Origin of the sequence: Cohnella zeiphila (assembly GCF_014212055.1) — a bacterium.
GTDB classification, from domain to species: Bacteria; Bacillota; Bacilli; order Paenibacillales; family Paenibacillaceae; genus Cohnella; species Cohnella zeiphila.
This window is the reverse complement of sequence record NZ_JACJVO010000007.1, coordinates 105,873-130,475: the sequence shown is the minus strand read 5'-3', so window position 1 is coordinate 130,475 and position 24,603 is coordinate 105,873. Positions and strand designations below refer to the sequence as shown.

Below are 24,603 nucleotides of genomic sequence, written 5' to 3'. Positions count from 1 at the left end.
GGAACGCGAGGTTGCGCAGGACCCCTGACAGGTTTTCCCCAAAAATTCCGGAGGTGACGAAGATGGCACGCGTTTTGGTAATCAACGCCGGTTCGGAAGGGCATATCAATCCGACGCTAGGCGTTGTTCGGGAACTGATTCGTCGAGGCGAAGAGGTCGTTTATTTTGCGGGGGAATCCTACCGCGATCGCGTCGAGCGGACAGGGGCGGAAGTGATCACGTTCGACGATGCCCGGTTTGTGAAGGCGTTCATTGCCGGCGGAAGAAGTCCCTGGGCCCGGGTGGGCGGATTGTTGCGCACCGCCGACATCGTCATTCCGGGCGTTATGGAGCAAATAGACGGACAACGATTCGATTATCTCATTCACGATTCGATGTTCGGCTGCGGGCGGTTATTGGCGCAATTGCTCAACCTGCCGGCCATCAGCTCGTGCTCGAGCTTTGCTTTTCGACCAAGCGGCTTTGACGGTCTGTTCGACCACCTCTCGAGCCCGTTTCCGGATGAAGTAAACGAGCGGGATCGGCTCGAGTTTCAACGCATAGCTCTTCAAGTTCAAGAGAAATACAAGGTGCAGGTAGGCTCTGCCTACGAAGCTTACTCCAATCCCGCGCCTATGACCATCGTGTATACGTCAAGAAGCTTTCAACCCGACGGAGAAAGCTTCGACGAGACGTACAAGTTTGTCGGACCGTCCGTCGCGCCTCGTTCGCACGATCCGTTTGATTGGTCGCGGACGGATACGAGCCGTCTGATCTATATCTCGTTCGGAACGGTTTTTAATCGGGCGGTCGATTTCTACAAGCTAAGTTTTGCGGCGTTCGGCGAAACGGAGTACACGGTCATTCTGTCCGTCGGCTCGCAGACCGGCATGGAGGAATTGGGAGACATTCCGGGGAATTTTATCGTTCGCCACTATGTCCCGCAGCTCGAAGTCCTGCAGCGAGCCCAATTGTTTATCACGCACGGAGGCATGAACAGCGCCAGCGAGGGGCTTTATTACGGCGTGCCGCTCCTCGTGCTTCCCCAAAACGCCGACCAGCCGGTCGTGGCGCGACGCGTGGCGGAGATCGGCGCGGGCATCCATCTGGATCAAGAAGGGTTAACCGCAGAAGATCTTCGGGCGGCGGCGGAGCGAGTGCTCCGGGAGGAGTCGTTTCGAAAAGCATGCGCCGAAATCGGCGATTCGTTCCGGGCCGCGGGAGGGTACGGCAGGGCCGTGGACGAGATCTTTGCTTATAAACGGGAAGTTGGTCTGGATTCTTAAATGCGAAAAAACGGCGGTGCATGGGTTGCCCCCGCACCGCCATTTTTGTTGCCGCTCAAAACCGGCCGGCCTGACGCCATTCCGCGCGAGTTGTTGCATTTCGGCACTAATTCCGCCGGCCGGGGCGAGATTCCGCCCGCGCGCATGTTAGGGCTTCCGTTACCACCGAGGCTCGTACGGATAAGGACAACGGGCGTCCGGAAGCTTCGCCCGGACTTGCACGAAGCAGCCGCAAATCTTGCAGGTCGTGCCGTACGCCAGCTCCGGACAGCTTCGGCACCGATCCAGCCGCCGCTCGTATTCGTCGTCGGGCACCGAAGGCCATTCCGGCCCCGACATGCGCCGGGTCATCCAATCCTCGATCTCCTGCGGCGATCGGCGAACGGTCTCCGAACACCCTTTGCACCCGCCGTCCGTCGCCGTCCGCTCCAGCCGTTCCATGCGTCAGATCAGCGTCAGAACGGCGACGGAAGCGGGAGGAAGGGACAGGCGCAGCGAGCCGTCTTCGGAACGGGGAGCTTCGAGAGCGGAAGGCTTCAGCGTCTCCGGAGCGTCGAACGTATTGTGCGCGTCCAGCTTGTCGCTCGTCAGGATGCGGCCGGAGGCACGCGTCCAGTCGTAGCCTTCCGGCGAGAAGACGAGCTCGCTTCCGTCGGAATGGCTCAAGTTGCAAACCGCGAGATGCAGCTTGCCGTCCGTTCCGATCGCCGACGAGACGCTCAGTTGGCCGATCTTGCGGTCCCCGAAGCGGTAAGAAGGATTGTCGAATTCGACCGGCACGAGCTCGGCGTCATGGAACACCTGGTACAAGTCGAACACGTGGTAGGTCGGCGTCACGACCATTCGTTCGCCTTCGGTCAGAATCATCGCCTGCAGCACGTTGACGATCTGCGCGATGTTCGCCATCTGCACGCGCTCGCAGTGGTCATGGAACAAGTTCAGGTTGATGCCCGCGACCAGCGCGTCGCGAAGCGTATTCTGCTGGTACAGGAAGCCCGGATTCGTGCCCGGCTCGACGTTGTACCACGTTCCCCACTCGTCCACGATCAGCCCGACTTTGCGCTCCGGATCGTATTTGTCCATGATGGCGGAATGCTTCGTCAGCAGTTCTTCCATATAAAGCGTACGGCGCAGCGTCTCGAACCAAGCTTCCTCGTCGAAGCCGGTAGCGTCGCCTTTGTCCTTCCATTCGCCGGTGGGCAGCGTATAGTAGTGGAGGCTGAGGCCGTTCATATGGCGGCCGGCTTCGCGCATGAGCACGTCGGTCCATTCGTAATTGCTATCGTTCGGACCGCAGGCGATCTTGTAAATTTGGTTGTCCGAATAATTGCGCACATAAGTGGCGTAGCGCTTGTACTCGTCCGCGTAATATTGCGGCCGCATGTTGCCGCCGCAGCCCCAGTTCTCGTTGCCGACGCCGAAATACGTCAGCTTCCAGGGCGCGGCGCGGCCGTTCTCCTTGCGCCAGTTCGCCATCGGCGATTCCCCGTCGAACGTCATGTACTCGACCCATTGCTGCATCTCGTGCACCGTTCCGCTGCCGAGGTTCCCGCTGATGTACGGCTCCGCGCCGAGCAGCTCGCAGAGGCGCAGGAACTCATGGGTGCCGAAATGGTTGTTTTCCTCTACGCCGCCCCAATGCGTGTTGATCATGCGCGGACGCTGCTCGTACGGGCCGACGCCGTCTTTCCAGTGATATTCGTCGGCGAAGCAGCCGCCGGGCCAGCGGAGAACCGGCACTTTGATCTTGCGAAGCGCTTCCACGACGTCGTTGCGGATGCCCTCCGTGTTCGGGATCGGGGAATCCTTGCCGACCCAGAACCCTTCGTAAATACAGCGGCCGAGATGCTCGGAGAAATGCGAATAAATGTTGCGGCTGATGCGGCCTTGGCGGTTGCCGGCCTTGATTTTGATCGGAATCATGCGGATCGTTCTCCTCTCAGGAATGATGGTTCGCGAGCGACTTTCTGGGGATGAACGCGGCGGCCAGACGGACGGCAGACGGGGCGGCGGAAGAGGCGGGGGACTCCGGCGCGTCGTCGCCTTCGGAAAAATCCGGAGAACGCTCGCGCGATTCGGAAGCCCCGCTGAGCACGGTCAGCGTTCGGGCGATCATCTCCTTCATGTCCAGCCGGAACGTGGCGAGCGAAGGCACGAACTCGGCGGCCAGCGGAATATCGTCGCAGCCGACGACCGACACGTCTTCGGGCACCCGCAAGCCAAGCTCCTTCAGGCGCTGGATGAGCCCCGCGGCCATCCAGTCGTTGGCGGCGAACAGGGCGGTCGGCGCCGCTTCCGAACGGATCCGCTCCGCGATGGCATCGCCCGACTCGTAACCGCCTTGCCAGTTCATCTTGGCGGCGAGGACGGTCAGCGGCGCTTCCGCCTCGGCGGCGCGATCGGCGAAGCCTTTCGCCCGCAGCCGGGCCGATCGGTACTTCTCCGGTCCGGCGAGCAGAGCCAGGCGGCGGTGGCCCCGTTCCAGCATCGCTTCCGCCGCGGTCCGGCCGATCTTCTCGTCGTCGAACTGGATCGAGACCGCGCCGCCCGGTTCTTCCGACTCGCCGAGCAGGACGGCCATCCGTCCGTACACGCCCGAGATTTGCTTCAGCACGCCGCTCTCCAATTGCCCGACGACGACAAGCGGGTCGCCTTGCGCATCGGCCGGAAGACGGTCCGGATCGACGATCCGCAGCTGAATCGCGCGCAGCGCGGCCGCGTTCGTCATCTGCACGAGAAATTCGTTGTAGAACGGGTCCGTCTGCTTGATGCCCGGGGAGCAAAGGATGTGCAAGCCGCGGATGCCGCGGCGGGGCGGGATGTACGTGCCGCGCCCTTGCTCCTGCACGAGCAAGCCTTCCTGCACGAGCGATTTGATCGCGGCGCGCACGCTGATCCGGCTGACGCCGAGCGATTCCGTCAAGCTTCGCTCGGACGGGATTTTGACGTAGCCGTCCGACTGCATCCGAACGATCCGGGCGCGCAGCTCTTCCGCGATCCGCTCCTTCAGCAATGGCTGCTCCTGCATAACCCGCTCCTTCCCGCCAACCGGCGTTCGACAGATGATAATACCATTTTAGTACCACTTCCTTTTTCAAAATAACACCGCGTCCGCATCAAGTCAATGGCGAAATTCCGGCCCAGACAAGCAAGCCCTCCAAAACAAAACCGCCCGCCTGCGGCCATTTCGGCCCGGCGAGCGGTCTGCTCCTTGTCACACGGCGATGTCCGCCCAAATCTCGTCATCCACCTCGAGTCGAATCTGCGAAGGGTAGACCCGCTCCGCGTATTCCGCAAGGACGTAGCGCACGATCGACTCTTTCAGGTTGGCTTCCACCAGGAGGCGGCTTCGTCCCTGCACCCACGCCTCGGCGCCGAAGCCCTGCTCCTCGTCCCACAGCAGCTCGACCTCGACGGCCGATACCGGGACCTCATGCCGCTCGGCCATGTGAAGGCAGACGGCGTTGACGATCTCGTCCATGGTCAGTCTCATCGGCGTTACCAGCGGCGCGAATCGTCCGGCCGATGCCGCGTCTCGCGCCTGCGCCGCAGCGAGGCGAATACCGCTTGAATGATTCCGATCAGCACGACGATGGCGAAGACGTTCACCAGCAGACCGAGGAAGTTGCCGAAAAAGCCCATGCCGCTGAACATGCTGCCGAACAGCAGGCCGGCCAGTCCGCCGATCATAAGTCCTTTCATCAGGCTGCCGCCGCTGAAAAATCCGCGCTTCGCGTTCGCGCCGGTCGCGGAGGACGACGTTCCCGTCTTCGTTCCGCTCGTGCTGTTGGATACTTGGTCCTGCGATTTGGCCGGCGTTTTCGTATACGACCTCTTGCCGGAACTGAACGACTTGCGCGCGGCGTCCGCATCGTGCACCGGTACGGTCACCGCTGCCGTAAACGCGAACAGGCTAAGCAGCAAAACGATTTTTTTCCACATGTTGCTCAGACTCCTTCTGATCTGTTTGTTTGTCTGTACGGTAACTCATACGCGCGGACAAGCGATCGGTTTCAAATCCGGCGTGCCTGAAACGTTTTTTTGCGTTATGCTGGTAGAGCAAAGGAGACGATGCTGTTGACATTATCGCCCTATCCCGAATCGCTTATCGATTATTTGGCCGAATATTTCGGCTCGCGGGATTTTTTCGAGTGCCATGAGATCATGGAAGAGCATTGGAAGCGGGACGGGGAGTCGCCGCTCGCCCGCTGCTGGCTGGCCTTGATCCGCATCGCGGTCATGCAGTATCATGCGCGCAGGGGCAACCAGGCCGGCGCCTATAAGCTGCTCGTCAAAACGGCCGAGGAGTTCGAGCCGGAATGGATGGGGATGATGGGGCTGGACGGAACGCGGCTGGCCGACATGCTGCGCGAGCGGAGGGAGAAGTGGACCGCACCGGACCGGGCGGTCTACGAGGAGTTCGAGCTGCCGATCGCCGACCCCGAACTGCTTCGGCTGGCCCGGCAAGCTTGCGAGGAGCGGGGCTGGAGCTGGCGGACGCCGCTTCATGCCGTCCCGGACGAAGTGGTGCACCGGCATCACCTCCGGGACCGCAGAGAAGTGATCGCCTCTCGGGAGAAAGCGGCCGAAGCCAAATCGGCGCAGCGGCAGAGTAAGGATTAACGATTGTGCCCGGCGCTATGCGCCGCAAAAATAAAAGCCGGCCCCGACGAAAAATCGGAAGCCGGCTTTCTTGCCGTTTATTTGGTTTCTGCGGCTGCCTGTTCCAGGTGGTCGTAACCGTCGGCCACCAAATCCAGCTTGCCGGTCTTGGGGTCGATAATCATGCCGTGCACCGGCGTGCCCGGCGGCAGAAGCGGATGATTCCGCACGATGTCGACGCTGTTCTCGACGCTGCTGCGGACGTCCTCGAAGCCGGTCAGCCAACGGTCGAAGTTGATGCCGGAATGGTGCAGCGTCCGAATGACGTCCTTCGGGATGCCGCGCTCGACCATATGCCCGACGACGACCTTCGGATCGATCCCCGTCATCCCGCAGTCGTAGTGGCCGCAGACGATCACTTCGTCGGCGTTCAGTTCGTACAGCGCAACCAGGATGCTTCGCATGACGTTGCCGAACGGAGAGGTGATGATCGCGCCCGCGACTTTGATGATCTTGGCGTCTCCGCTTTGAATGTCGAACGCCTTCGGCAGCAGTTCCGTCAGGCGGGCGTCCATGCAGCTGACGATGACGATCCGTTTCTCCTGACGCTTCTGGGGCAAGTATTGCTCGTATTCTTTTCCTTCAACGAAATCTCGGTTGTGTTTAAGAATTTGTTCGACTCTCCGCATGGTTTCGATCTCCCTTCGTATTTCCCAAGACCGGTCGGCGTCAGCGCTCCGCCGCGGCGCTCCTGCGGTCCGTAAACGCCAGCCGGTTCGTGTAAATCTGGCTGTCGCTCGACAGCGTAAAAGCGCGTTCCCGAGCCCGGTAGCCGATCCGCAGCTCCGGGTCGAAATAAATCTCATGCTCTTTCTGGTGCCACAGCGGGAAAACCGCGCTTTCCGCCTGAACTTCGCCCGGCTCGGGCCGATCCGCCGCCCACAGCGCCGGAACGCCGTTGACCGCGCAGCCGCAGCCTTCGGTATCGTAGACCAGCCTGATCTGCGCGCTGCCGGGGCCGAGCCGGTCCCGCAAGGCAGCGATCGCTTCGTCGCTCCACGTTACGTTCATCTCTTCACACTCCTCTTCCGGTTTGAAGAGCTTGTTCGCGTCAGGCAACGCGACTCATGATGTTGATTATAAATTTAGCGGAAGGTATGATCAAGGGGAATGGCCGAACCGAAGCGAAAGGATGGGAGAGAGGATGACGAACGAACAAAGGCGGGAGCCGGAAGCGCTCGGCCCGTTCCGCGAGCGGATGCGGACGATCAAGCAGTACGAAGAGCTGCTAGGCGTGGTGTATTGGGATATGAGAACGGGAGCTCCGCGCAAAGGCATCGAGCAAAGATCCGAAGCGGTCGGAGCGCTCTCGTCCGAGCTGTTCCGCATCGCCTCGTCCGAGGAAATGGGCGAGCTGCTGCAGAAGCTGGAGGAGCCGGATACATACGCCGAACTGGGCGAGATCGACCGCCGTCTCGTGGAAGAGACGCGCAAGGAATACGACCGCAACCGGAAAATTCCGCCGCAGCTGCACCGCGAATACGTCGTGCTGACCTCGCAGGCCGAATCCGCCTGGGAACTCGCGAAAGCGAATGACGATTTTCCCGGCTTCTCTTCCTATCTCGAGCGGATCGTCGGGTACAACCGGCAGTTCATCGAGCTGTGGGGGGCCAAAGGAACGCCTTACGACACGCTGCTCGACCTGTTCGAGCCCGGAATGTCGACGGCGGAGCTGGACCGGCTGTTCGGCGAGCTCAAGTCGCGTCTCGTTCCCTTGGCCGAAGCGATCGCGCGGGACGGCGACCGGCCGGACACGACGTTCCTGCAAGGAACGTTCGACGTCGCGGCGCAGAAGAAGTTCAGCCTGTATATCCTCGGCCAGATGGGCTACGACTTCGAAGCCGGCCGGCTGGACGAGAGCGTCCATCCGTTCGCGACGGGCTTAAGCCCGGGCGACGTGCGGATTACGACGCGCTACCTGCCGCACGATCTGACGAGCGCTCTGTTCGGCACGATCCATGAAGGCGGGCACGCCTTGTACGAGCAAAACATCGGCGCGGAACTCGCGGGAACGCCGCTGTGCGCCGGCACGTCGATGGGCATTCACGAATCGCAATCCCGGCTGTGGGAGAATATGGTCGGCCGCGGCCGCGCCTTCTGGAACCGGTATTTCCCCGAGCTGGGCAAGACGTTCCCCGGCCGGCTCGACGGCGTAACGGCAGAGGCGTTCTACCGCGGCATCAACGTGGTCGAACCTTCGCTTATCCGCATCGAAGCGGACGAACTCACCTACAATCTGCACATCATGATCCGGTACGAGATCGAGCGGATGCTTTTTAATGAAGCGTTGCCGGTTCGAGATCTGCCCGAAGTCTGGAACGCCAAGTACCGGGAAGCGCTCGGCGTGACGCCCGCGAACAATGCGGAAGGGGTGCTCCAGGACGTTCATTGGTCGGGCGGATCGTTCGGTTACTTCCCTTCGTATTCGCTCGGCAACATGTATGCCGCGCAGATGATGAATACGGCGAAGACGAAGCTGCCGAAGCTCGAAGAGCAGATCGAAGCCGGCGACCTGCTGCCGCTCAAACAGTGGCTGACAGAGGAAGTGTACCGCTTCGGCAAGCTGCTGCAGCCGTCCGAGATCATCGAGCGGGTCAGCGGCGAGGCGCTGCAGTCCCGCTACCTGGCCGATTACCTCGAGGGCAAATACCGCGAGATATACCGATTGAAGTAAAGGAAGAAACGGGAGGAACCGCTTGGCGCCGTCGCCGGCGCCGGCGGTTCCTTCTTTCATGCGCAGGACGAGGAGAGGGAGGGATCGCTTCGCGGGTCGAATCTCGGCCGGACGAAGCGCAATCGATGGGCATACGGGTCATCAAGACGGCGGTGGCGACGCTGACAGCCATCTATGCGGCGATGCTGCTGAATGTCGACAACCCGCTGGCCGCGGGCATTCTCGCCATCATGGGCGTGGATACGACCCGTTGGCGCGGGGTGCGGACCGTTCTGGCCCGCTTCGGGGCTTCGGCGGTCGGGCTGGGCGTCGCTTCGGCTTTGTTTTACTTTTTCGGCTTTCATATCTGGGTGTTATCGGTCTATATTCTGATCGCGTTCCCGCTCGTCGCCCGCGCGGGCTTCAAGGAAGGCATCGTGACCGGCGCGGTCGTCGTCTTCCATCTGTTCGCGACCGGCGTCGTCAGCGTCCATACGATAAGCAACGAGCTGTTCCTGCTGCTGATCGGGCTCGGCTGGGCGACCTTCTTCAACTTCGTCTACATGCCGAAGGAGAAAAAAACGCTGGAGAAGCTCCGGGAGGAGACGGAGCTGGGATTCGCCGCCGTGTTCGCAGAGCTGGCGCGCTACCTGCGGAATCCGGACCGCATCTGGAGCGGAGGCGAGCTGCTGGCGACGGAGTCGGCGGTCGAAGAGGGGATGGCGGTGGCCAATCGGGCCCGGGAGAACCGGCTCCTTCCGCAGACGGAGCCGTGGCTGCTCTATTTTCACATGCGGCGCCAACAGCTCGATTCGATCCAATCGATGATGGAATCGGTCGCCCTCGCCTCCGAGCGGGTCCCGCAAGCCCAAGACATCGCGGGTTTGTTCGAGCGGCTGGCGGACGACGTGAGGTCGGACTATTACGAGGGACAGACGGAGACCGGCCTGGATTCGCTTGAACGTCAGTTCAAGAGCATGGCGCTGCCGGCCACGCGGGACGAGTTCGAGACGAGGGCGGCGCTGCTGCAGCTGTGCAGGGAACTGAGAAGGTACTTGTCCATCGCCAAGAGGGAGAAAAAACGCCGGTCATCTTCCCAACAATCAGTCATAGAATGAATCGGAAGCGCTCGTGCACGGATACATTTTTGTCACTCTAGACGAATGTCCTGCATAGACTTAATTGACTTGATTGTATGGAGGAGGTCTACCGTATGGCTATTGCGGATAAACGGCTGCAACGCAGGGAGATCATCACGAAGGCGGTTTGCGGCAAAGGCCGGAAGTTCTCGACGGTTACCCACACCGTGACGCCGCCGCACCACCCGACCAGCATTCTGGGCGCGTGGATCATCAACCATCAGTACGAAGCGGCGAAATCGGGCACGGGGGTCGAGGTCATCGGGTCCTATGATATCAACATCTGGTACTCCTATGACAAAAACTCGCAAACCGACGTCGCCAAAGAAACGATCTCGTATTCGGAGCTGGTTCCCCTCTCTTATGTAGATCCGCGCCACCGGGCATCCACCGAGGAAGTGTCCGCCGAAGCGACGCACGAGCCGAACTGCGTGGAAGCGACGGTCAGCTCGAGCGGGTCGTCGGTGCTCATCCGCGTGGAACGCGAGTACGCGGTCGAGATGATCGCCGAGACGAAGGTACTCGTCGTCGTCGATCCGAACGGCTTGGAGGATGACGCCAAGGACATCGATTTCAGCCTGGAGGAAGGCGACTTCGAAGACCTCGATGCGGATCTGCTCGAAGACGACCTGTAAGCGGCCCGGTTGCGGTCGGTACTTAAGCTTATGCCGAAACGGGAGAACAGTCGAGGGCGGATGCCCGGTCGAGACATCGCAGGCAGCCTATTTTTCGGGATGCGGCCCAGCGGCCGCGTCGGATCGCGTATGGGGAAGGGTCATTCGGCTTTGGCGTTTATCCGCCGGCGGGACGGCCCTTCTTCTTTTTACGGGGCGTCGCCGGAGGCGGTCCGGCAGGTTCGCTCGAAGGGGGGACGGGCATGAGCGGCAGCGTATGGGTCTGGACGGGAACGCATGCCCGGGAAAAGGAGCCGGAAGGCCCGTCGCGAGGGCGGACGGGCGAGTCGGCCGGGTCCGCGCGGCATGGAGAGGGAGCGTGGTGGTCGAAGGTCGACGGGGTGCGCTTGCTCGAACGCCGCCCGGCGGAGCTTGGCGAAGACGACGCGGTGCTTGCGCTGGGGAGCTGGCCGCAAGCGCGCGCCGGAACCGGACAAGCGGCGGAGCGGAGGCAGCCATGGGTATGGAACGCCGGCGCGGACCGGGTGGCCGAACTTGGACCGGCGGAGATCGCACGCCGGCTGCGGCGCGAAGGCTTCGCCGCGGAGCTGTCCGCTGCCGGCCCTGGTTCCGGGAAGAGGCGGGTTTCGGGAAAAGGGGGCGGCGCGCCGGGAGCAGCCAATGTCGCGGATGCGGGCGATCCGAACTGGCGCGGCCATGTCGAGATATCGGTAGCGGTGTTCGGGCTGGAGGCGGTTGAGATCGTTCCCGCGCCGTCCGGCTTCGCGCGCCCCGAATCGCTCGCGCGCAGGCTTTCGCGCGCCTCCGCCCGCGCTCTTCTGGCGCTCGGGCTCGATCTCGGGACCGTGCGCTGGCGGGTGGGCGGCGGCGGACGTCGCGGCACGATCGTCGGCCTCACTCCGAAGCTTCGGATCCGCACGGAGGAGGGAGAGCGGCGGCTTCGGGAGGCCGCCGCCTCGTTCGCGGCGGGCTGGCGGGATGAGCTCGGCGGATACGGACCGGACGTCACGGTCGGCGCGGACGCGGAGTTCGTGCTCGTATCGCCGTCCGGCAAAGTTGTCCCCGCTTCGCGCTTCTTCTCCCCGCGCGCCGCCGCCGGCTCGGACTCCGCCCTCATCGGCGGCGTGCTGCGCTGGCCGCTTGCCGAGCTTCGCCCCGCGCCTTCGCGGGAGCCGCGCGCCGTCGCCGTCCGGCTGCGCGGCTTGCTCGCCGCCGCCGCCAGACGCGCCGCTTCGGAGCCGCAGCTGCGCTGGCTCGCGGGGGCTTCGCCCGTGCGCGGTCTCCCGCTCGGCGGCCATCTGCACATCAGCGGCGCCTTGCTGACCGGGGAACGGCTGCGCGCGCTCGACAACGCCGTGGCGCTGCCGCTGCGCCTGCTCGAGCCGCCGGGAGCCGCCGGCCGCCGGCCGCGCTACGGCGCGCTGGGCGACTTCCGCCCGAAGCCGCACGGCGGCTTCGAGTACCGGACTCCGCCCAGCTGGCTCGTGTCGCCGCTGCTGGCGCGCGGGGCGCTCGCGCTGGCCAAGGTCGCCGCCGAGCATGCGCGCGAGCTGGCCGCGTCGCGTCCGCTGGACGACGACGGAATGCGCGACGCCTTTTACGGCGGGGACCGCGACCGGCTGCTGGAAGGCGTTCGCCGCGTACACGAGGCGCTGCGGCGCACGGCCGGCTACGCCGAGTACCGCCGCGAGATCGAACCCGTATTCCGCGCCATCGAGCAAGGGTGGCGCTGGGACGAGACGAGGGACATCCGCCGGGCGTGGCGGATCGCGCCTTATTGATCTTTCGACGAAGCCCGCGCTCTCGGGAATGGTTTGCGGCACGCCGTGCCGCAAACGGCGCCGCATTCCGGCCGAGGTCCCCGGATGACCGGCCTGGCCGGACGCTCGCGATCCGATGGAAGAGTGTGGTACACTTGAACCGTCACTGCCGCCGATTCGCGACGCCATCCGAATGGCGTCTCATGCGATGACGGCGGACGAATCGGAAAGCGGAACGAAAGAGAGCGGGCCTGCATGCATAACGAACGAGAATTGACGGATATCGAACGGCGCAAAAACGAACATATCGACATCTGCCTGAACGAGAACGTAGCGGGGACGGGCTCCGGAACGGGCCTCTCCCGCTATCGGTTCCGGCACAACGCCCTCCCCGAGACGAGCTTCGAAGCGATCGACACGAGCGCGTCGTTCCTCGGCCTTCCCCTGAAGGTGCCGCTGCTCGTCAGCTCGATGACCGGCGGAACGACGGAGGCGAACCGGATCAACCGGCGTCTGGCGGAGACGGCCGAGAAGCGGGGATGGGCCATGGCGCTCGGTTCGGGGCGCGCCGCGCTGGAGCGGCCGGAAGCCGTCGCGTCCTTCCAGGTGCGCGAGGCGGCGCCGACCGTTCCGCTGCTGGCCAACCTCGGCGCGGTTCAACTAAACTACGGTTGTGGCGCGGACGAGTGCCGGCGGCTGCTGGACGTGACCGGGGCGGATGCGCTCGTGCTGCACCTGAACGGCTTGCAGGAGGTATTCCAGCCGGGCGGAGACACCGACTTCGGCGGCTTGCTGCGGCGCATCGAACGGCTGTGCCGGGAAGCGGAGAAGCCCGTCGGCGTCAAAGAGGTCGGCTGGGGGCTCGACGGGGAAACGGTCGGGCGGCTTCTGGACGCCGGCGTCGCTTTCGTCGATGTGGCGGGGGCGGGCGGCACTTCCTGGAGCCAAGTGGAAAAGCGGAGAGCGCATGCGGATGCGGTGCGGCGGCAGGCCGCGGAAGCGTTCGCGGATTGGGGCATTCCGACGGCCGAGAGCATCGTCGAAGCGAGAAGAGCGGCGCCTGAGGCTTGCATTATCGGCAGCGGCGGGCTCGCCGGCGGCCTCGACGCCGCCAAAGCTTTGGCGCTCGGAGCTGACCTGGCCGGCTTCGGCCGTTCGCTGCTCGCATCGGCGGTCGATTCGCTCGAGAAGCTCGACCAGACGCTTGCGGTCGTCGAATTCGAATTGAGGGCGGCCATGTTCGGAATCGGGGCGCAAGACTTGCAGGCGCTTAAGGCGACGAGCCGGCTCGTCCGTGTCGAATGAGCTGCGTTTTTTCGTCGGATATTGCTCAAGAATGGCGGGATGTCTCGGTTTTTGCGCCGAGCACCCGCCCGTTTTTTTTGCTATAATGCTAGGATAGGAGAAAAGGAGAGCCGATGGCGACGGCTCCCACGACCCGGGAGGATTCCGATGGCCGGTTACACACCGATGATGCAGCAGTATCTCGCCGTCAAGGAAGAGGCGAAGGACGCCTTGCTGTTTTTCCGGCTCGGCGATTTTTACGAGATGTTCTTCGAGGATGCCCTCACGGCATCGCGAGAGTTGGAGATTACGCTGACCGGACGGGACGGCGGGCAGGAAGAGCGCATTCCGATGTGCGGCGTTCCCTTCCATTCGGCGGAAGGATACATATCGAAATTGGTAGACAAAGGATACAAAGTCGCGATCTGCGAGCAAGTGGACGATCCCGGAAGCGTCAAGGGCATGATGCGCCGCGAGATCGTCCGGATCGTCACCCCCGGTACGGTCATGGAGACGAAAACGATCGGGGAATCGGCGAACAACTTCATCGTCGGCGCAGCCGAGCAAAACGGCAACTTCGGCTGGGCCGCGTGCGACCTGACGACGGGCGAGCTGTACGTTACGTCGTTCGACGCGTCGACCGAGAAGGCCCGCAACGAGCTGAACGTCTATCGGCCGGCTGAAGCGGTCGGGGACGAAGCGGCGAACCGGCGCCTCCGCGAAGCTTCGCAGGGGGCGCTGCTCTGCACGCTGCGGGAGGAGAACGGCTCGGCGAGCGAGCTCGCCGCCAAGTTCCCGGGGGAAGCCTGGGACGCCCAGGATGCGGTGCGCCTTCATGCGCTGGCCCGGCTTCTGGCTTACCTTGGAGAGACGCAGAAGCGGTCGCTCGGGCATGTTCGCGCGGTGCGGTTCTACGATCCGCAGCAGTTCATGGCGCTCGACGCGTTCACGCGGCGCAACCTCGAATTGACCGAGACCGTCCGGGACCGCTCCCGCAAAGGCTCGCTGCTGTGGCTGCTGGACAAGACGCGTACGGCGATGGGCGCCCGTCTGCTCAAGCGCTGGATCGACCAGCCTTTGCTCGACCGGACGGCGATCGACCGGAGGCTGGACGCCGTCGAGGCGCTGAACGGCCGGTGGATGGAGCGCGAAGAGCTCCGAAACGAACTGAAGCAAGTGTACGATCTGGAGCGTCTCGTAGGGCGAATCGCCTACGGAACGGCGAACGCCCGCGACCTGAACGCGCTGCGCGGCTCCCTGCTCCGCATTCCCGCCATTCGCGCTTTGTGCGCGGGACTCGGCTCCGCTCCGCTGGCGGAGATGGCCGGCGCGATGGACGATTGCGCGGACGTGGCCTCGGCGATCGGAACGGCGATCGCCGACGAGCCGCCGGTGTCGGTGCGCGAAGGCGGTCTGATCCGTCCCGGCTTCAACGCCAGACTGGACGAGCTTCGCGTCGCCAGCACCGACGGCAAGGCGTGGATCGCCGAGCTGGAGCGGCAGGAACGCGAGGCGACGGGAATCAAATCGCTAAAAGTCGGCTTTAACAAAGTGTTCGGCTATTACCTGGAAGTGACGAAGGCCAACCTGACCGCGCTCCCGGAAGGCCGGTACGAACGGAAGCAGACGCTTGCCAACGCGGAGCGGTTCGTCACGCCGGAGCTCAAGGAGAAGGAAGCGCTCATCCTCGAAGCGGAAGAGAACATGACCGGGTTGGAATACGAGCTGTTCGCGGAGCTCCGCGATCGCGTCGCCGGCCATATTCCCCGCCTGCAGCAGCTGGCGGAGCAGGTCGCTTCGCTTGACGTCCTGCAATCGTTCGCCGAGGTAAGCGCGGAGCGCCGGTACGTGCGTCCCGGTTGGAGCGAGGACGGATACGGGCTGTCCGTGGCCGACGGCCGGCACCCGGTCGTCGAAGCGGTCGCCGAGGGCGTCCCGTTCATGGCGAACGACGCTTCGCTGACGAGAGACGCGGCCATTCTGCTCATCACCGGTCCGAACATGGCGGGGAAGAGCACGTATATGCGCCAGGTAGCGATGATCTCGATCATGGCGCAGATCGGCTGCTTCGTGCCCGCGAAGCGCGCCGAGCTGCCGCTCGTGGACCGGATCTTCACGCGGATCGGCGCGGCGGACGATCTCGTCGGGGGACAAAGCACGTTTATGGTCGAGATGAAGGACATCCAGGTGATGACCGAGCAGGCCACCGAGCGGAGCCTCGTCATTATCGACGAGCTGGGGCGCGGCACGTCGACGGACGAAGGCATGGCGATCGCGCAGGCGGTCATCGAGTACGTTCACGACGTCGTCGGCTGCAAAGCACTGGTCTCGACCCATTTTCACGAGCTTGCCCATCTGGAGCATTCGCTGGTCCGGCTGCGCAACGGCTGTATGGCGGTGAAGGAGAGCGCGGACGGCGTCACCTTCCTCCGCAAGCTGACGGAGGGGGCCGCCGACTCGAGCTACGGCATCTACTGCGCCCAGCTCGCCGGCCTGCCTTCCTCCATCGTCAACCGCGCGTACTCCTTGCTGGAATCGGCCGCGGCAGCCGAAAACGCGGAGCCGCCCCGGTCGGCGGTCCGCGAGGAGAGCCCGGCTCCGGAAGAGCCCGCCCCCGGAATCGTGCAGCTGGCGATGTTCGAGGTGGCTTCGTCCGCGCAAGCGGACAAGCCCCGCAAGCCGGCCGCGACCCAGGCGGATAAAATCGCGGACAAGCTCCGCAAGCTCGACGTTTTGCGAATGACGCCGCTTCAGGCGATGGAGTGGCTGAACGATGCTCGCAATCTTTTACTAGAGAGTAGGGATCCGATCTGATACCTTTGTCCGTTCACCCGCGCACGGTGCGCCGAGCATTGACCATGGTCTTATTGTCTTCTTTTCTCGCCGGTACGGCGTATGCGGCCGATGCTTCGAGCACGACACAGACGGAAGAAGTCAGGAAGCTGCTGGAAGAGTATCATCTGAGCAAGCCGACCGACGACGAATTGAACGACGCGGCCATCCAGGGAATGGTCGATTCGCTGCACGATCCGTACACCGAATATTTCACAGCCGACCAATGGAAAGATTTCCAGGACTATATGGAGCAGACCTATGTCGGCGTCGGCATCGTGCTGACCGAGGACTCGGGGTTGTCTTACGTTCAGGACGTCATTCCTTCCGGTCCGGCCGCCAAAGCCGGCGTCAAGCCGGGAGACCGGATCGTCTCGATCGGCGGCCAGAGCGTCCAGGGCAAATCCTTTTCGGACTTGAACGGCCTGCTCATCGGACAGGCGGGAACGAGCGTCACCGTGGTTCTGAATCGCGACGGGGCGCGGCTTACGGTGAAGCTTGCCCGGTCCGACGTGCAGCTTCCGATCGCGACGTCCTCCATGATGCCGGGCGGTATCGGCTATTTGACCCTGAGCGCGTTCAGCAGCGATGCGGCCGCCAAGTTTGGCGATGAGCTGGCGAAGCTGGAAAAGATTGGGCTGTGCTCGCTGATCATCGATCTGCGCGACAACGGCGGCGGCTATATCGACCAGGCGCAGAAGATCGCCCAGGACTTCGTCGCCAGCGGCGTGCTCGCGCACATGACCGATCGGGACGGCAAGGATCATCCGCTGGAGCTGCAAGGCACGGCCAAGAGCTACCCGATCTACGTGCTCGTCAACGGAAATACGGCGAGCGCCTCCGAGCTGCTGTCCGGCGCGCTTCAGGATTACGGGGCGGCCAAGCTGATCGGCACGAAGACGTACGGCAAAGGCGTCGTTCAACAAATCTTGAACGTCCCGTCGGGCGGCGTGCTGAAGGTGACGATCGAAGAATATTACACGCCGAACGGGCACAAGGTCGATCATAAAGGCTTGACGCCGGACCAGGTCGTGCACGGAGCCGCCGAGCAGCTGATCGCGGCCTACCGAGCGGCCGGCGGCCAATCGCTGACGTTGACGGCGGGCAAAGGCTCCGTGACCGTGAACGGCGTGCGAACCGGGCAATCCGCGGTCGTTCGCGCAAGCGGAAAGCCCTTCTTGAATCTGAGGCTGGCCGCCGCGTTCTCCGGAGCGACGGTCCAGTACGACGCGGCGACCCGAACGATCCTGTTCGCACGCGGCGGACAAATCGTCCGGATCCCGGTCGCGGGACCGAGCCTGCAGGTGGAGAACGGCGTCAGCTACGTGGACGTCAAGCAGCTGGCTCAATGGGTTCCGGCAATCGCGTGGTCGGATTCGGCGGGAACGATTGTTTTGAACCTGAAAAACCAGTGATCGACTTGTAAGAAGGAGGCGGATCTCTATGGGCGTCATTCGATTGTTGGACGAGCATCTGGCGAACCAGATCGCCGCGGGCGAAGTCGTCGAGAGGCCCGCATCCGTGCTGAAGGAAATGATCGAGAACGCCGTGGACGCCGGCGCGACGACCGTCGACGTGACGGCGGAGGACGGCGGTCTGGCGCTGCTGCGCATCGCGGACAACGGCTGCGGCATCGAGCCGGACGATCTGCGGACCGCGTTCCAGAGACATGCCACGAGCAAGATCTCGACCGCCAAGGATCTGTTCCAGATCGCGACGCTCGGCTTCCGCGGCGAGGCGCTGCCGAGCATCGCCGCCGTCGCCAAAGTGAAGTGCGTCAGCTCGGCCGACGCCAGCGGTCTCGGCCGTTTGCTCGAGATCGAGGGCGGCGAGATCAAGCGGGAGGAAGACGCCGCCTCTGCGCGTGGTACCGACATGACGATCCGGGAGCTGTTTTACAACACGCCGGCCCGGTTGAAGTATATGAAGACGGTGCAGACGGAGCTCGGGCATCTGTCCGACGTCATGTATCGCCAGGCGCTGGCCAGACCGGACATCGCGTTCACGTTCTCGCATAACGGCACGACGCTGCTGCGGACGCCGGGCAACGGCGATCTGCGCCGGGTCGTCGCCGCCGTCTACGGAACGGCGGCCGCCAAAGCGATGGTCGAGCTGTCGGCCGATCATCCGGACTACTCGATCGCAGGCTTGACCGCTCTGCCGGTGGAGACGCGCTCGAACCGCAACGCGATCACGCTGCTTGTCAACGGCCGTTACGTTCGCAGCCAGGCGGTCGTGCAGCCGCTGCTGCAGGCGTATCACACGCTGCTGCCGCTTCACCGTTTTCCGTTAAGCGTCATCAGCCTGCGCATGCATCCGTCGCTGGTGGACGTGAACGTGCATCCGGCGAAGCTGGAAGTCCGGTTCAGCAAGGAAAACGAGCTGCGCGCGTTTATCGAGCAGTCGGTGCGCGAAGCGTTGGGTTCCCAGGCGTATATTCCGTCCGGGGCCGCCGTACGGGCTCCGAAGCCGGCGCAGACATGGGTTCAGGATCAGATCCGGTTCCAAATGCCTCCGCTCGAGGAACGGGCGCAGGCTTCTCCGGCCGACAAGCCGATGGCGAACCTGCGGCGCGAGCCTTCCGGCGAACCGATCGCGGAGAAAGAAGCGGCCGCGTCGTTCGAGAGCCTCTTGCGCGAAGCGCCGCCGGCGCTCGGCTATGCGGCAGGATCCGGTCCGGCCGCGGACGCTTCGCCTGCGGGAGAGGCTCCCGGCAGGCCGTCCGTCCAGCCTCGCCTCGAAGCGGCGGGCGGCGGCCAGCAGGCGGCTCCGCGCGCTCCGGCGGCCGAACCGCCGCTTGCCCGGCCGGGCGCCGGCATGAGGGTGCCGGAGCGCGTATGGCAGGCGGCTTATGCCGCGCCGTCCCAGGAGGCGCCTCCCGCCGAGTTTCCGGAGCTGCATTGGATCGGACAACTGCACGGTACCTATCTCGTCGCTCAGAACGAGACCGGACTTTACTTGATCGACCAGCATGCGGCGCACGAGCGGATCCATTACGAATTTTATTACGAGAAATTCGGGCGTCCGGAGGAAGCGAGCCAGGAGCTGCTGCTTCCGGTCACGCTCGGCTTCGCGCCGGACGAAAGCGCCGCTCTTCGCCAGCGGCTCGCATTGTTCGAACAAGTCGGCGTATACCTGGAGGAGTTCGGGGGCAATACCTTTATCATACGGGCGGTGCCTCACTGGCTTCCGGAAGGCGAAGAAGCCGACATCGTGCGCGAAATGGCGGAGTGGGTGCTCGGCGAGAAGGGCGTCGATCTGCGCAAGCTGCGGGAGAAGGCGTCGGTGCTCTGCTCCTGCAAGGCGTCGATCAAAGCGAACCAGGCGCTGACGCGGGAAGCGGGCGAGACGCTGCTGCGGCGGTTGGCCGAGTGCCGGCAGCCGTATACGTGTCCGCACGGAAGGCCGATCGTCGTCAGCTTCACCACCTACGAACTGGAGAAAATGTTCAAGAGGGTGATGAATTGATCGTGACGACGCCCGAGAAGCCGTCGGCTCGGGCCGAGCGCGAGGCGGGCCGGATCGCGGCCGAACTCGGATGCGCCTTCGTTCCGCGCCGCCGCGATACGATCCGCGGGCTCGCGCGGCGAAGGGCGGACGCGGCGGACGGCGTACTGGTCGTCGGCGAGGAAGAGATGCGTTTCGCCGGCATCGAGGGTCCGCCGCTGTTTTTCCATCCGAGCATGGCGCTCGTGCGGGTAAAGCGGATGCTGACCGGCGACCGGGATGCGCTGATCGCCGCTTCGGACGTACTGCCCGGAGATTCCGTGCTGGATTGCACGGCGGGACTCGGCTCCGACGCCATCGTTCTGTCCTATGCGGCCGGGTCCGAGGGGCGCGTCGTTGCGCTGGAAGCTTCGGGGCTGCTTCACCTGATCGTCCGGGAGGGGCTTCAACGGTACCGCAGCGAGGTGCCCGAACTGAACGAGGCGATGCGCCGGATCGAGATGCGCCGAACGGACCATTTGACTTACCTGCGAGAGCAGCCGGACCGCAGCTTCGATATCGTCTTCTTCGATCCGATGTTCTCGAAGCCCGTGCTGTCTTCCGCATCGCTGCAGCCGCTCCGGTCCGTGGCCGAAGCGACGCCGCTGGTGCCCGAGGCGGTGGAGCAGGCGCGCCGCGTCGCCCGCAAAGCGGTCGTGCTCAAAGAACATCGCGACAGCGGGGAGTTCGCCCGCCTCGGCTTCGAACGGTGCCGGGGCGGCGGGACCTCGGTCGCTTACGGAGTGATTCGCCTTACATGAACGACAACGTCCAAACGGCCGCCGCGGCCGACGGCCGTCCGCCGCTTCTGGCGCTCGTCGGTCCGACGGCCGTCGGCAAGACCGAGCTCAGCCTGCGGATCGCCGAGAAGTTCGGCTGCGAGATCATCAGCGGCGACTCGATGCAAGTGTACCGCGGAATGGACATCGGCACGGCCAAGCTGCCTCCGGAAGAGAGACGGGGCATCGTCCACCATCTGATCGACGTCCGCGATCCGAACGAACCGTTCTCCGTCGCCGATTTCCAGGCCGAGTGCGAGCGGCTCATCCCCGAGATCCGGTCGCGGGGCAAGGTGCCGTTTATCGTCGGAGGGACAGGGCTGTACGTCGAATCGGTCTGCTACGGCTACCGATTTCAGGAATTCGGCGGCGACGAAAGCTTTCGCGAGCGAATGAGCGAGTTCGCGCGGGAGCAAGGCGCGCAGGCGCTGCACGACAAGCTGGCTGCCGTCGATCCGGCGTCCGCCGCCAAGCTTCATCCGAACGACGGACGCAGAATCATCCGCGCTCTCGAAATCTATGAGACGACGGGCCGTCCGCTGTCGGAGCTGCAGAACCAGTCCCGATCCGACGGCAAGATATCGCCATACCGGCTCTGCCTGATCGGCTTGACGATGGACCGGGCCGAACTGTACCGGCGCATCGACGTCAGAGTGGACCAAATGCTGGAAGACGGACTCGTGAAGGAGGTGGCGCGGCTGCTGGCGGAGGGACTCTCCCCCGATGCTTCCTCGATGCAGGCGCTCGGGTACAAGGAGATCGCGGCTTACTTGGCCGGCAAGACGGATTACGATTCGGCGGTGACGCTGCTCAAACGGGACACGAGGCATTTCGCCAAGCGGCAGCTTTCCTGGTTTCGCCGCATGGACGAGCTGAATTGGGTGGATACGGCTCCAGGCACAAAAAACACCGATCTTTTCGCGGAGATCTGTGCTATAATAGCAGGAAAGTTTCCTTTCGATCTTGAATATATTTGTTCATAATCCATAGGCGATGGGGGTTACACGTAATGAATAAGTCCATTAACATCCAGGATACGTTCCTGAACCAACTGCGCAAGGATAGCATTCCGGTCACGGTCTACCTGACCAACGGCTTCCAGATCCGCGGTGTGGTTCGCGCATTCGACAACTTCACGATCGTCATCGACAGCGAGGGGCGCCAGCAGATGGTATACAAGCATGCCATCAGCACGTTCACGCCGCAGCGCAACGTATCCTTGCAGCAGCAGGACGCCGGCTCGGACGCTTAAGGCGTCCGTATCCGGTCGTTTTCTGAAACTTTTCACCCCCACCTAGCGTCTAACAAAATAGACCGGCCACTCGAGCAACCCGACGACGGGTTGTTCTTCTTTTGAAGGGATCAGTTGGAGGCACTTTACCAAGAGAGAGAGATCAGGATTTGCAAAGGGGAGATTCCATGCGATCGAAGGAGAATACCAAAGCTCCGCAGAAAAGCGGGAAACGGCCGCGGAAGTCGAGAAAGCGCAGAAGAGTCAGAGTGTTTCTATGGCTCGGTTTCGTCCTGCTGTTCGCGGTCGTCTGCGCGGTTGTCGGATATTTGCTCGTCATTTTGAACGGTGAACGGATTTTAAGCCAGAATTTTGACAAACTCACCAATATAGGGAAATCGTCCTTGATCGTAGACGCGTCCGGCAACGAGCTGAAGACGCTGTCGGTGGCGGGCGGCAACCGGGAGTATGTCTCGATCAGCGAGATTCCCAAAAAGGTGCAGCAAGCGTTCGTCGCGGTCGAGGACAAGCGGTTCTACGAGCATGGCGGGGTCGACATTTGGGGCATCGGCCGGGCGCTCGTAACGGATATCGTAGAGCGGCGGAAGGCGGAAGGAGCCAGCACCATTACGCAGCAAGTGGCCCGCAGACTATTTTTGAACGCGGACAAGACGTTTTTCCGCAAAGGCACGGAAGCGTCTATCGCGCTTGCGATGGAAAATCACAAGTCGAAGGACGAGATTCTCGAGCTTTACTTGAATCTGATCGACTTTGGCCACGGTCAATTGGGAATCAAATCCGCGGCTAAATATTATTTCAACATCGACGATCTGAACGATTTGAACACCGCCCAGATCGCGATTTTGGTCGGCATTCCGAAGGCGCAAAACACCTATAATCCGGTCTCCAACCCGGAGAAGTCGCTTGAGCGCAGAGGCGTCGTGCTCTCGGTAATGAAAGAACAGGGACTGATTACGGAGCAGGAAGAGCAGGAGGCGGCCGCCTGGAAGTACACGCCGCCGGCGTCGACCAAGGCGAGCGCTTCAAAATATGCGACGTTCATTGATTACGTGAAGCAAGAAGCCGAACAGGTAACCGGCTACAGTGAAGAGCAACTGCTGACCGGCGGCTACACGATCTACACGACGATCGATGTCAACGCGCAGAAGGCGCTGGAGAGCGTGTTCGCGGACGACAATAATTTTGAGAAGAGCAAGGACGACAAGCCGATCCAAGGGTCGATGGTGATCATGGATCAGCACAACGGGGAACTGAAGGCGATGATCGGCGGGCGCGATTACCAGAGCGGGAACTGGAACCGCGTCGACAAGCAGCGCCAGGCGGGTTCGTCGTTCAAGCCGATCGCCGTGTACGGCCCGGCGTTCGAGACGGGCGACTGGTTCCCGTGGTCGCAGGTGCAGGACCAGAAGGTGTGCTACGACAACGGCAAATATTGCCCGTCGAACGACAGCGGCGAAGGCTATCTCGGCACGACGACGGTGACCGAGGCGCTGACCGATTCGCGGAACCAGCCGGCCGTCTGGCTGCTAAACCAGATCGGCGTGCAGAAGGGCATCGATTTCGCCTCCAAGCTCGGCATTCAGCTTAGCCCGGCCGACCGCAATCTGGCGATCGCGCTCGGCGGTCTGACGGACGGCGTATCGCCGCTGCAGATGGCGCGCGCGTACGGCGCATTCGCGAACGGAGGCACGCTGCAGGATGAACACAGCATCCTGAAGATCACGAACAGCGAGGGCAAAAGCATTTACGAGTACAAGTCGAAGGCAAAACAGGTCATGAGCGAGAAGACGGCGTATTACGTCACGGAAGCCTTGAAGAGCGTCGTCACCGAAGGCACCGGGGTGAAGGCGAAGATCAGCGGACGCACGGTCGCCGGCAAGACGGGCACGACGCAGCTCGGCATCCCCGGCGTGAAATCGAGCGGTAACCGGGACATCTGGTTCGTCGGGTACACGCCGGAATGGACCGCGGCCGTCTGGATGGGCTACGACCAGACGGACAAGGATCATTACGTGAAGAAGAGCAGCGGCCAAGCCGCCGCGCTGTTCTCGAAGGTTATGTCCGCCGCGCTCAAGGGGCAGAAGAAGCAATCGTTCCCCAAGCCGGACGGCGTCGACCAGCAAGAGGAGCAGGCCAAAGCTCCGGATCCAATTCAAGGATTGATGGCCAGCTACGACCCGGTTCAAGTGTCGGTCGAACTGAACTGGGCTCCCTCTCCGGAAGGGATCACGTACAAGATTTACCGCAAAGGCGGCGAAGACGCCGACTTCAAGCAATTGGCGGAAAGCGCGGAGCCGAACTTCTCCGACTTGTCGATTCTGCCGGATATGACGTACACGTACTACGTGACCGCTTATAATGCAACCAATCAAACAGAAAGCGCGCCTTCGTCGCAAGTATCGGTCACGGTGACGTCGGACATGGTGTCGCCGCCGCCCGACGAAACGCAGACGCCGCCGCCCGACGGCTCGCAGTCACCGCCGCCCGACGGCTCGCAGACGCTGCCGCCCGACGGCTCGCAGACGCCGCCGCCCGATGGCTCGCAAACGCCGCCGCCCGATGGCTCGCAAACGCCGCCGCCCGACGGCTCGCAGACGCCGCCGCCTGACGGCTCGCAGACGCCTCCTCCCGACGGCTCGCAGACGCCGCCGCCCAGAGGTGACGGCGGCGTCCAGGACCCGAGCCAATCTCCCGGGCTGGACGCTGGAGCGAGCCCGTCGCCGGACGATACGACAGGCGCGACGCTCGGGTTCGGCAAAGGCAAAGGACGAGGTCATTTGAAGGATGCCGGATAATGAGCTCGGCTTTTCCGCCGACAGGCAGTTCGAAATTGATGTCGATTCAACGCAGGGAGCA

The 24,603-nt window shown here is 63.1% G+C and carries 21 protein-coding genes; 14 read left to right on the top strand and 7 right to left on the bottom strand.

Going from position 1 to position 24,603, the window contains the following annotated elements; all coding sequences use genetic code 11:
- Nucleotides 1-62 precede the first annotated feature (62 nt).
- Nucleotides 63-1,265, top strand: a complete 1,203-nt coding sequence (locus H7C18_RS05695) for a macrolide family glycosyltransferase (protein WP_185128058.1) — start codon at nucleotides 63-65, stop codon at nucleotides 1,263-1,265.
- Nucleotides 1,266-1,424: 159 nt separating this feature from the next.
- On the opposite strand, the gene H7C18_RS05690 is transcribed toward H7C18_RS05695, so the two are convergent.
- The 5 genes from H7C18_RS05690 to H7C18_RS05670 form a co-directional block, all read right to left on the bottom strand.
- Nucleotides 1,425-1,706, bottom strand: a complete 282-nt coding sequence (locus H7C18_RS05690; protein WP_185128057.1) for a DUF6171 family protein — start codon at nucleotides 1,704-1,706, stop codon at nucleotides 1,425-1,427.
- Nucleotides 1,707-1,709: 3 nt separating this feature from the next.
- Nucleotides 1,710-3,188, bottom strand: a complete 1,479-nt coding sequence (locus H7C18_RS05685) for an alpha-N-arabinofuranosidase (RefSeq protein ID WP_185128056.1) — start codon at nucleotides 3,186-3,188, stop codon at nucleotides 1,710-1,712.
- Nucleotides 3,189-3,204: 16 nt separating this feature from the next.
- On the bottom strand, nucleotides 3,205-4,293 hold the full coding sequence (locus H7C18_RS05680) for a GntR family transcriptional regulator (protein ID WP_185128055.1): 1,089 nt from the start codon (nucleotides 4,291-4,293) through the stop codon (nucleotides 3,205-3,207).
- Between the two features lie 186 nt (nucleotides 4,294-4,479).
- Nucleotides 4,480-4,758 (bottom strand): DUF2653 family protein, encoded by a 279-nt coding sequence (locus tag H7C18_RS05675; RefSeq protein WP_185128054.1) that lies wholly within the window; start codon nucleotides 4,756-4,758, stop codon nucleotides 4,480-4,482.
- A gap of 5 nt (nucleotides 4,759-4,763) precedes the next feature.
- Nucleotides 4,764-5,207: a hypothetical protein gene (locus H7C18_RS05670; protein ID WP_185128053.1), complete on the bottom strand. Its 444-nt coding sequence runs from the start codon at nucleotides 5,205-5,207 to the stop codon at nucleotides 4,764-4,766.
- Nucleotides 5,208-5,342: 135 nt separating this feature from the next.
- On the opposite strand from H7C18_RS05670, the gene H7C18_RS05665 reads away from it, so the two are divergent.
- Nucleotides 5,343-5,888: a DUF309 domain-containing protein gene (locus H7C18_RS05665; protein ID WP_185128052.1), complete on the top strand. Its 546-nt coding sequence runs from the start codon at nucleotides 5,343-5,345 to the stop codon at nucleotides 5,886-5,888.
- A 77-nt stretch (nucleotides 5,889-5,965) separates the two neighbouring features.
- On the opposite strand, the gene H7C18_RS05660 is transcribed toward H7C18_RS05665, so the two are convergent.
- Nucleotides 5,966-6,556 (bottom strand): beta-class carbonic anhydrase, encoded by a 591-nt coding sequence (locus H7C18_RS05660; protein WP_185128051.1) that lies wholly within the window; start codon nucleotides 6,554-6,556, stop codon nucleotides 5,966-5,968.
- 40 nt (nucleotides 6,557-6,596) lie between these two features.
- A complete protein-coding gene (locus H7C18_RS05655; protein WP_185128050.1) occupies nucleotides 6,597-6,938 on the bottom strand; it encodes an iron-sulfur cluster biosynthesis family protein in 342 nt (113 codons plus the stop codon).
- Between the two features lie 133 nt (nucleotides 6,939-7,071).
- Here H7C18_RS05655 and H7C18_RS05650 point away from each other — a divergent pair, with 133 nt between their 5' ends.
- The 12 genes from H7C18_RS05650 (at nucleotide 7,072) to H7C18_RS05595 (ending at nucleotide 24,542) form a co-directional block, all read left to right on the top strand.
- Nucleotides 7,072-8,601, top strand: a complete 1,530-nt coding sequence (locus H7C18_RS05650) for a carboxypeptidase M32 (RefSeq protein WP_185128049.1) — start codon at nucleotides 7,072-7,074, stop codon at nucleotides 8,599-8,601.
- Between the two features lie 125 nt (nucleotides 8,602-8,726).
- Entirely contained in the window at nucleotides 8,727-9,698 is a 972-nt protein-coding gene (locus tag H7C18_RS05645) for an aromatic acid exporter family protein (protein WP_185128048.1), read from the top strand.
- Between the two features lie 95 nt (nucleotides 9,699-9,793).
- The gene (locus tag H7C18_RS05640) at nucleotides 9,794-10,354 is read left to right on the top strand and encodes an outer spore coat protein CotE (protein WP_185128047.1); all 561 of its coding nucleotides are present in this window, start codon (nucleotides 9,794-9,796) and stop codon (nucleotides 10,352-10,354) included.
- Nucleotides 10,355-10,596: 242 nt separating this feature from the next.
- A complete protein-coding gene (locus H7C18_RS05635) occupies nucleotides 10,597-12,135 on the top strand; it encodes a putative amidoligase domain-containing protein (protein WP_185128046.1) in 1,539 nt (512 codons plus the stop codon).
- Between the two features lie 234 nt (nucleotides 12,136-12,369).
- A complete protein-coding gene (fni, locus tag H7C18_RS05630) occupies nucleotides 12,370-13,419 on the top strand; it encodes a type 2 isopentenyl-diphosphate Delta-isomerase (protein WP_185128045.1) in 1,050 nt (349 codons plus the stop codon).
- A gap of 147 nt (nucleotides 13,420-13,566) precedes the next feature.
- Nucleotides 13,567-16,212, top strand: a complete 2,646-nt coding sequence (gene mutS, locus H7C18_RS05625) for a DNA mismatch repair protein MutS (protein WP_185128044.1) — start codon at nucleotides 13,567-13,569, stop codon at nucleotides 16,210-16,212.
- 44 nt (nucleotides 16,213-16,256) lie between these two features.
- Entirely contained in the window at nucleotides 16,257-17,645 is a 1,389-nt protein-coding gene (locus H7C18_RS05620; RefSeq protein WP_238357503.1) for a S41 family peptidase, read from the top strand.
- A 28-nt stretch (nucleotides 17,646-17,673) separates the two neighbouring features.
- Nucleotides 17,674-19,698, top strand: a complete 2,025-nt coding sequence (gene mutL / locus H7C18_RS05615) for a DNA mismatch repair endonuclease MutL (RefSeq protein WP_185128042.1) — start codon at nucleotides 17,674-17,676, stop codon at nucleotides 19,696-19,698.
- Between the two features lie 2 nt (nucleotides 19,699-19,700).
- Complete coding sequence (locus tag H7C18_RS05610) at nucleotides 19,701-20,477, top strand: class I SAM-dependent methyltransferase (protein ID WP_337913024.1); 777 nt, start codon at nucleotides 19,701-19,703, stop codon at nucleotides 20,475-20,477.
- The gene (gene miaA / locus H7C18_RS05605; protein ID WP_185128040.1) at nucleotides 20,474-21,478 is read left to right on the top strand and encodes a tRNA (adenosine(37)-N6)-dimethylallyltransferase MiaA; all 1,005 of its coding nucleotides are present in this window, start codon (nucleotides 20,474-20,476) and stop codon (nucleotides 21,476-21,478) included. The genes H7C18_RS05610 and miaA overlap by 4 nt, the downstream gene beginning before the upstream one ends.
- Nucleotides 21,479-21,504: 26 nt before the next feature.
- On the top strand, nucleotides 21,505-21,747 hold the full coding sequence (gene hfq / locus H7C18_RS05600; protein ID WP_185128039.1) for an RNA chaperone Hfq: 243 nt from the start codon (nucleotides 21,505-21,507) through the stop codon (nucleotides 21,745-21,747).
- 248 nt (nucleotides 21,748-21,995) lie between these two features.
- Nucleotides 21,996-24,542 (top strand): PBP1A family penicillin-binding protein, encoded by a 2,547-nt coding sequence (locus tag H7C18_RS05595; RefSeq protein ID WP_337912956.1) that lies wholly within the window; start codon nucleotides 21,996-21,998, stop codon nucleotides 24,540-24,542.
- The last annotated feature ends 61 nt before the right edge of the window (nucleotides 24,543-24,603 follow it).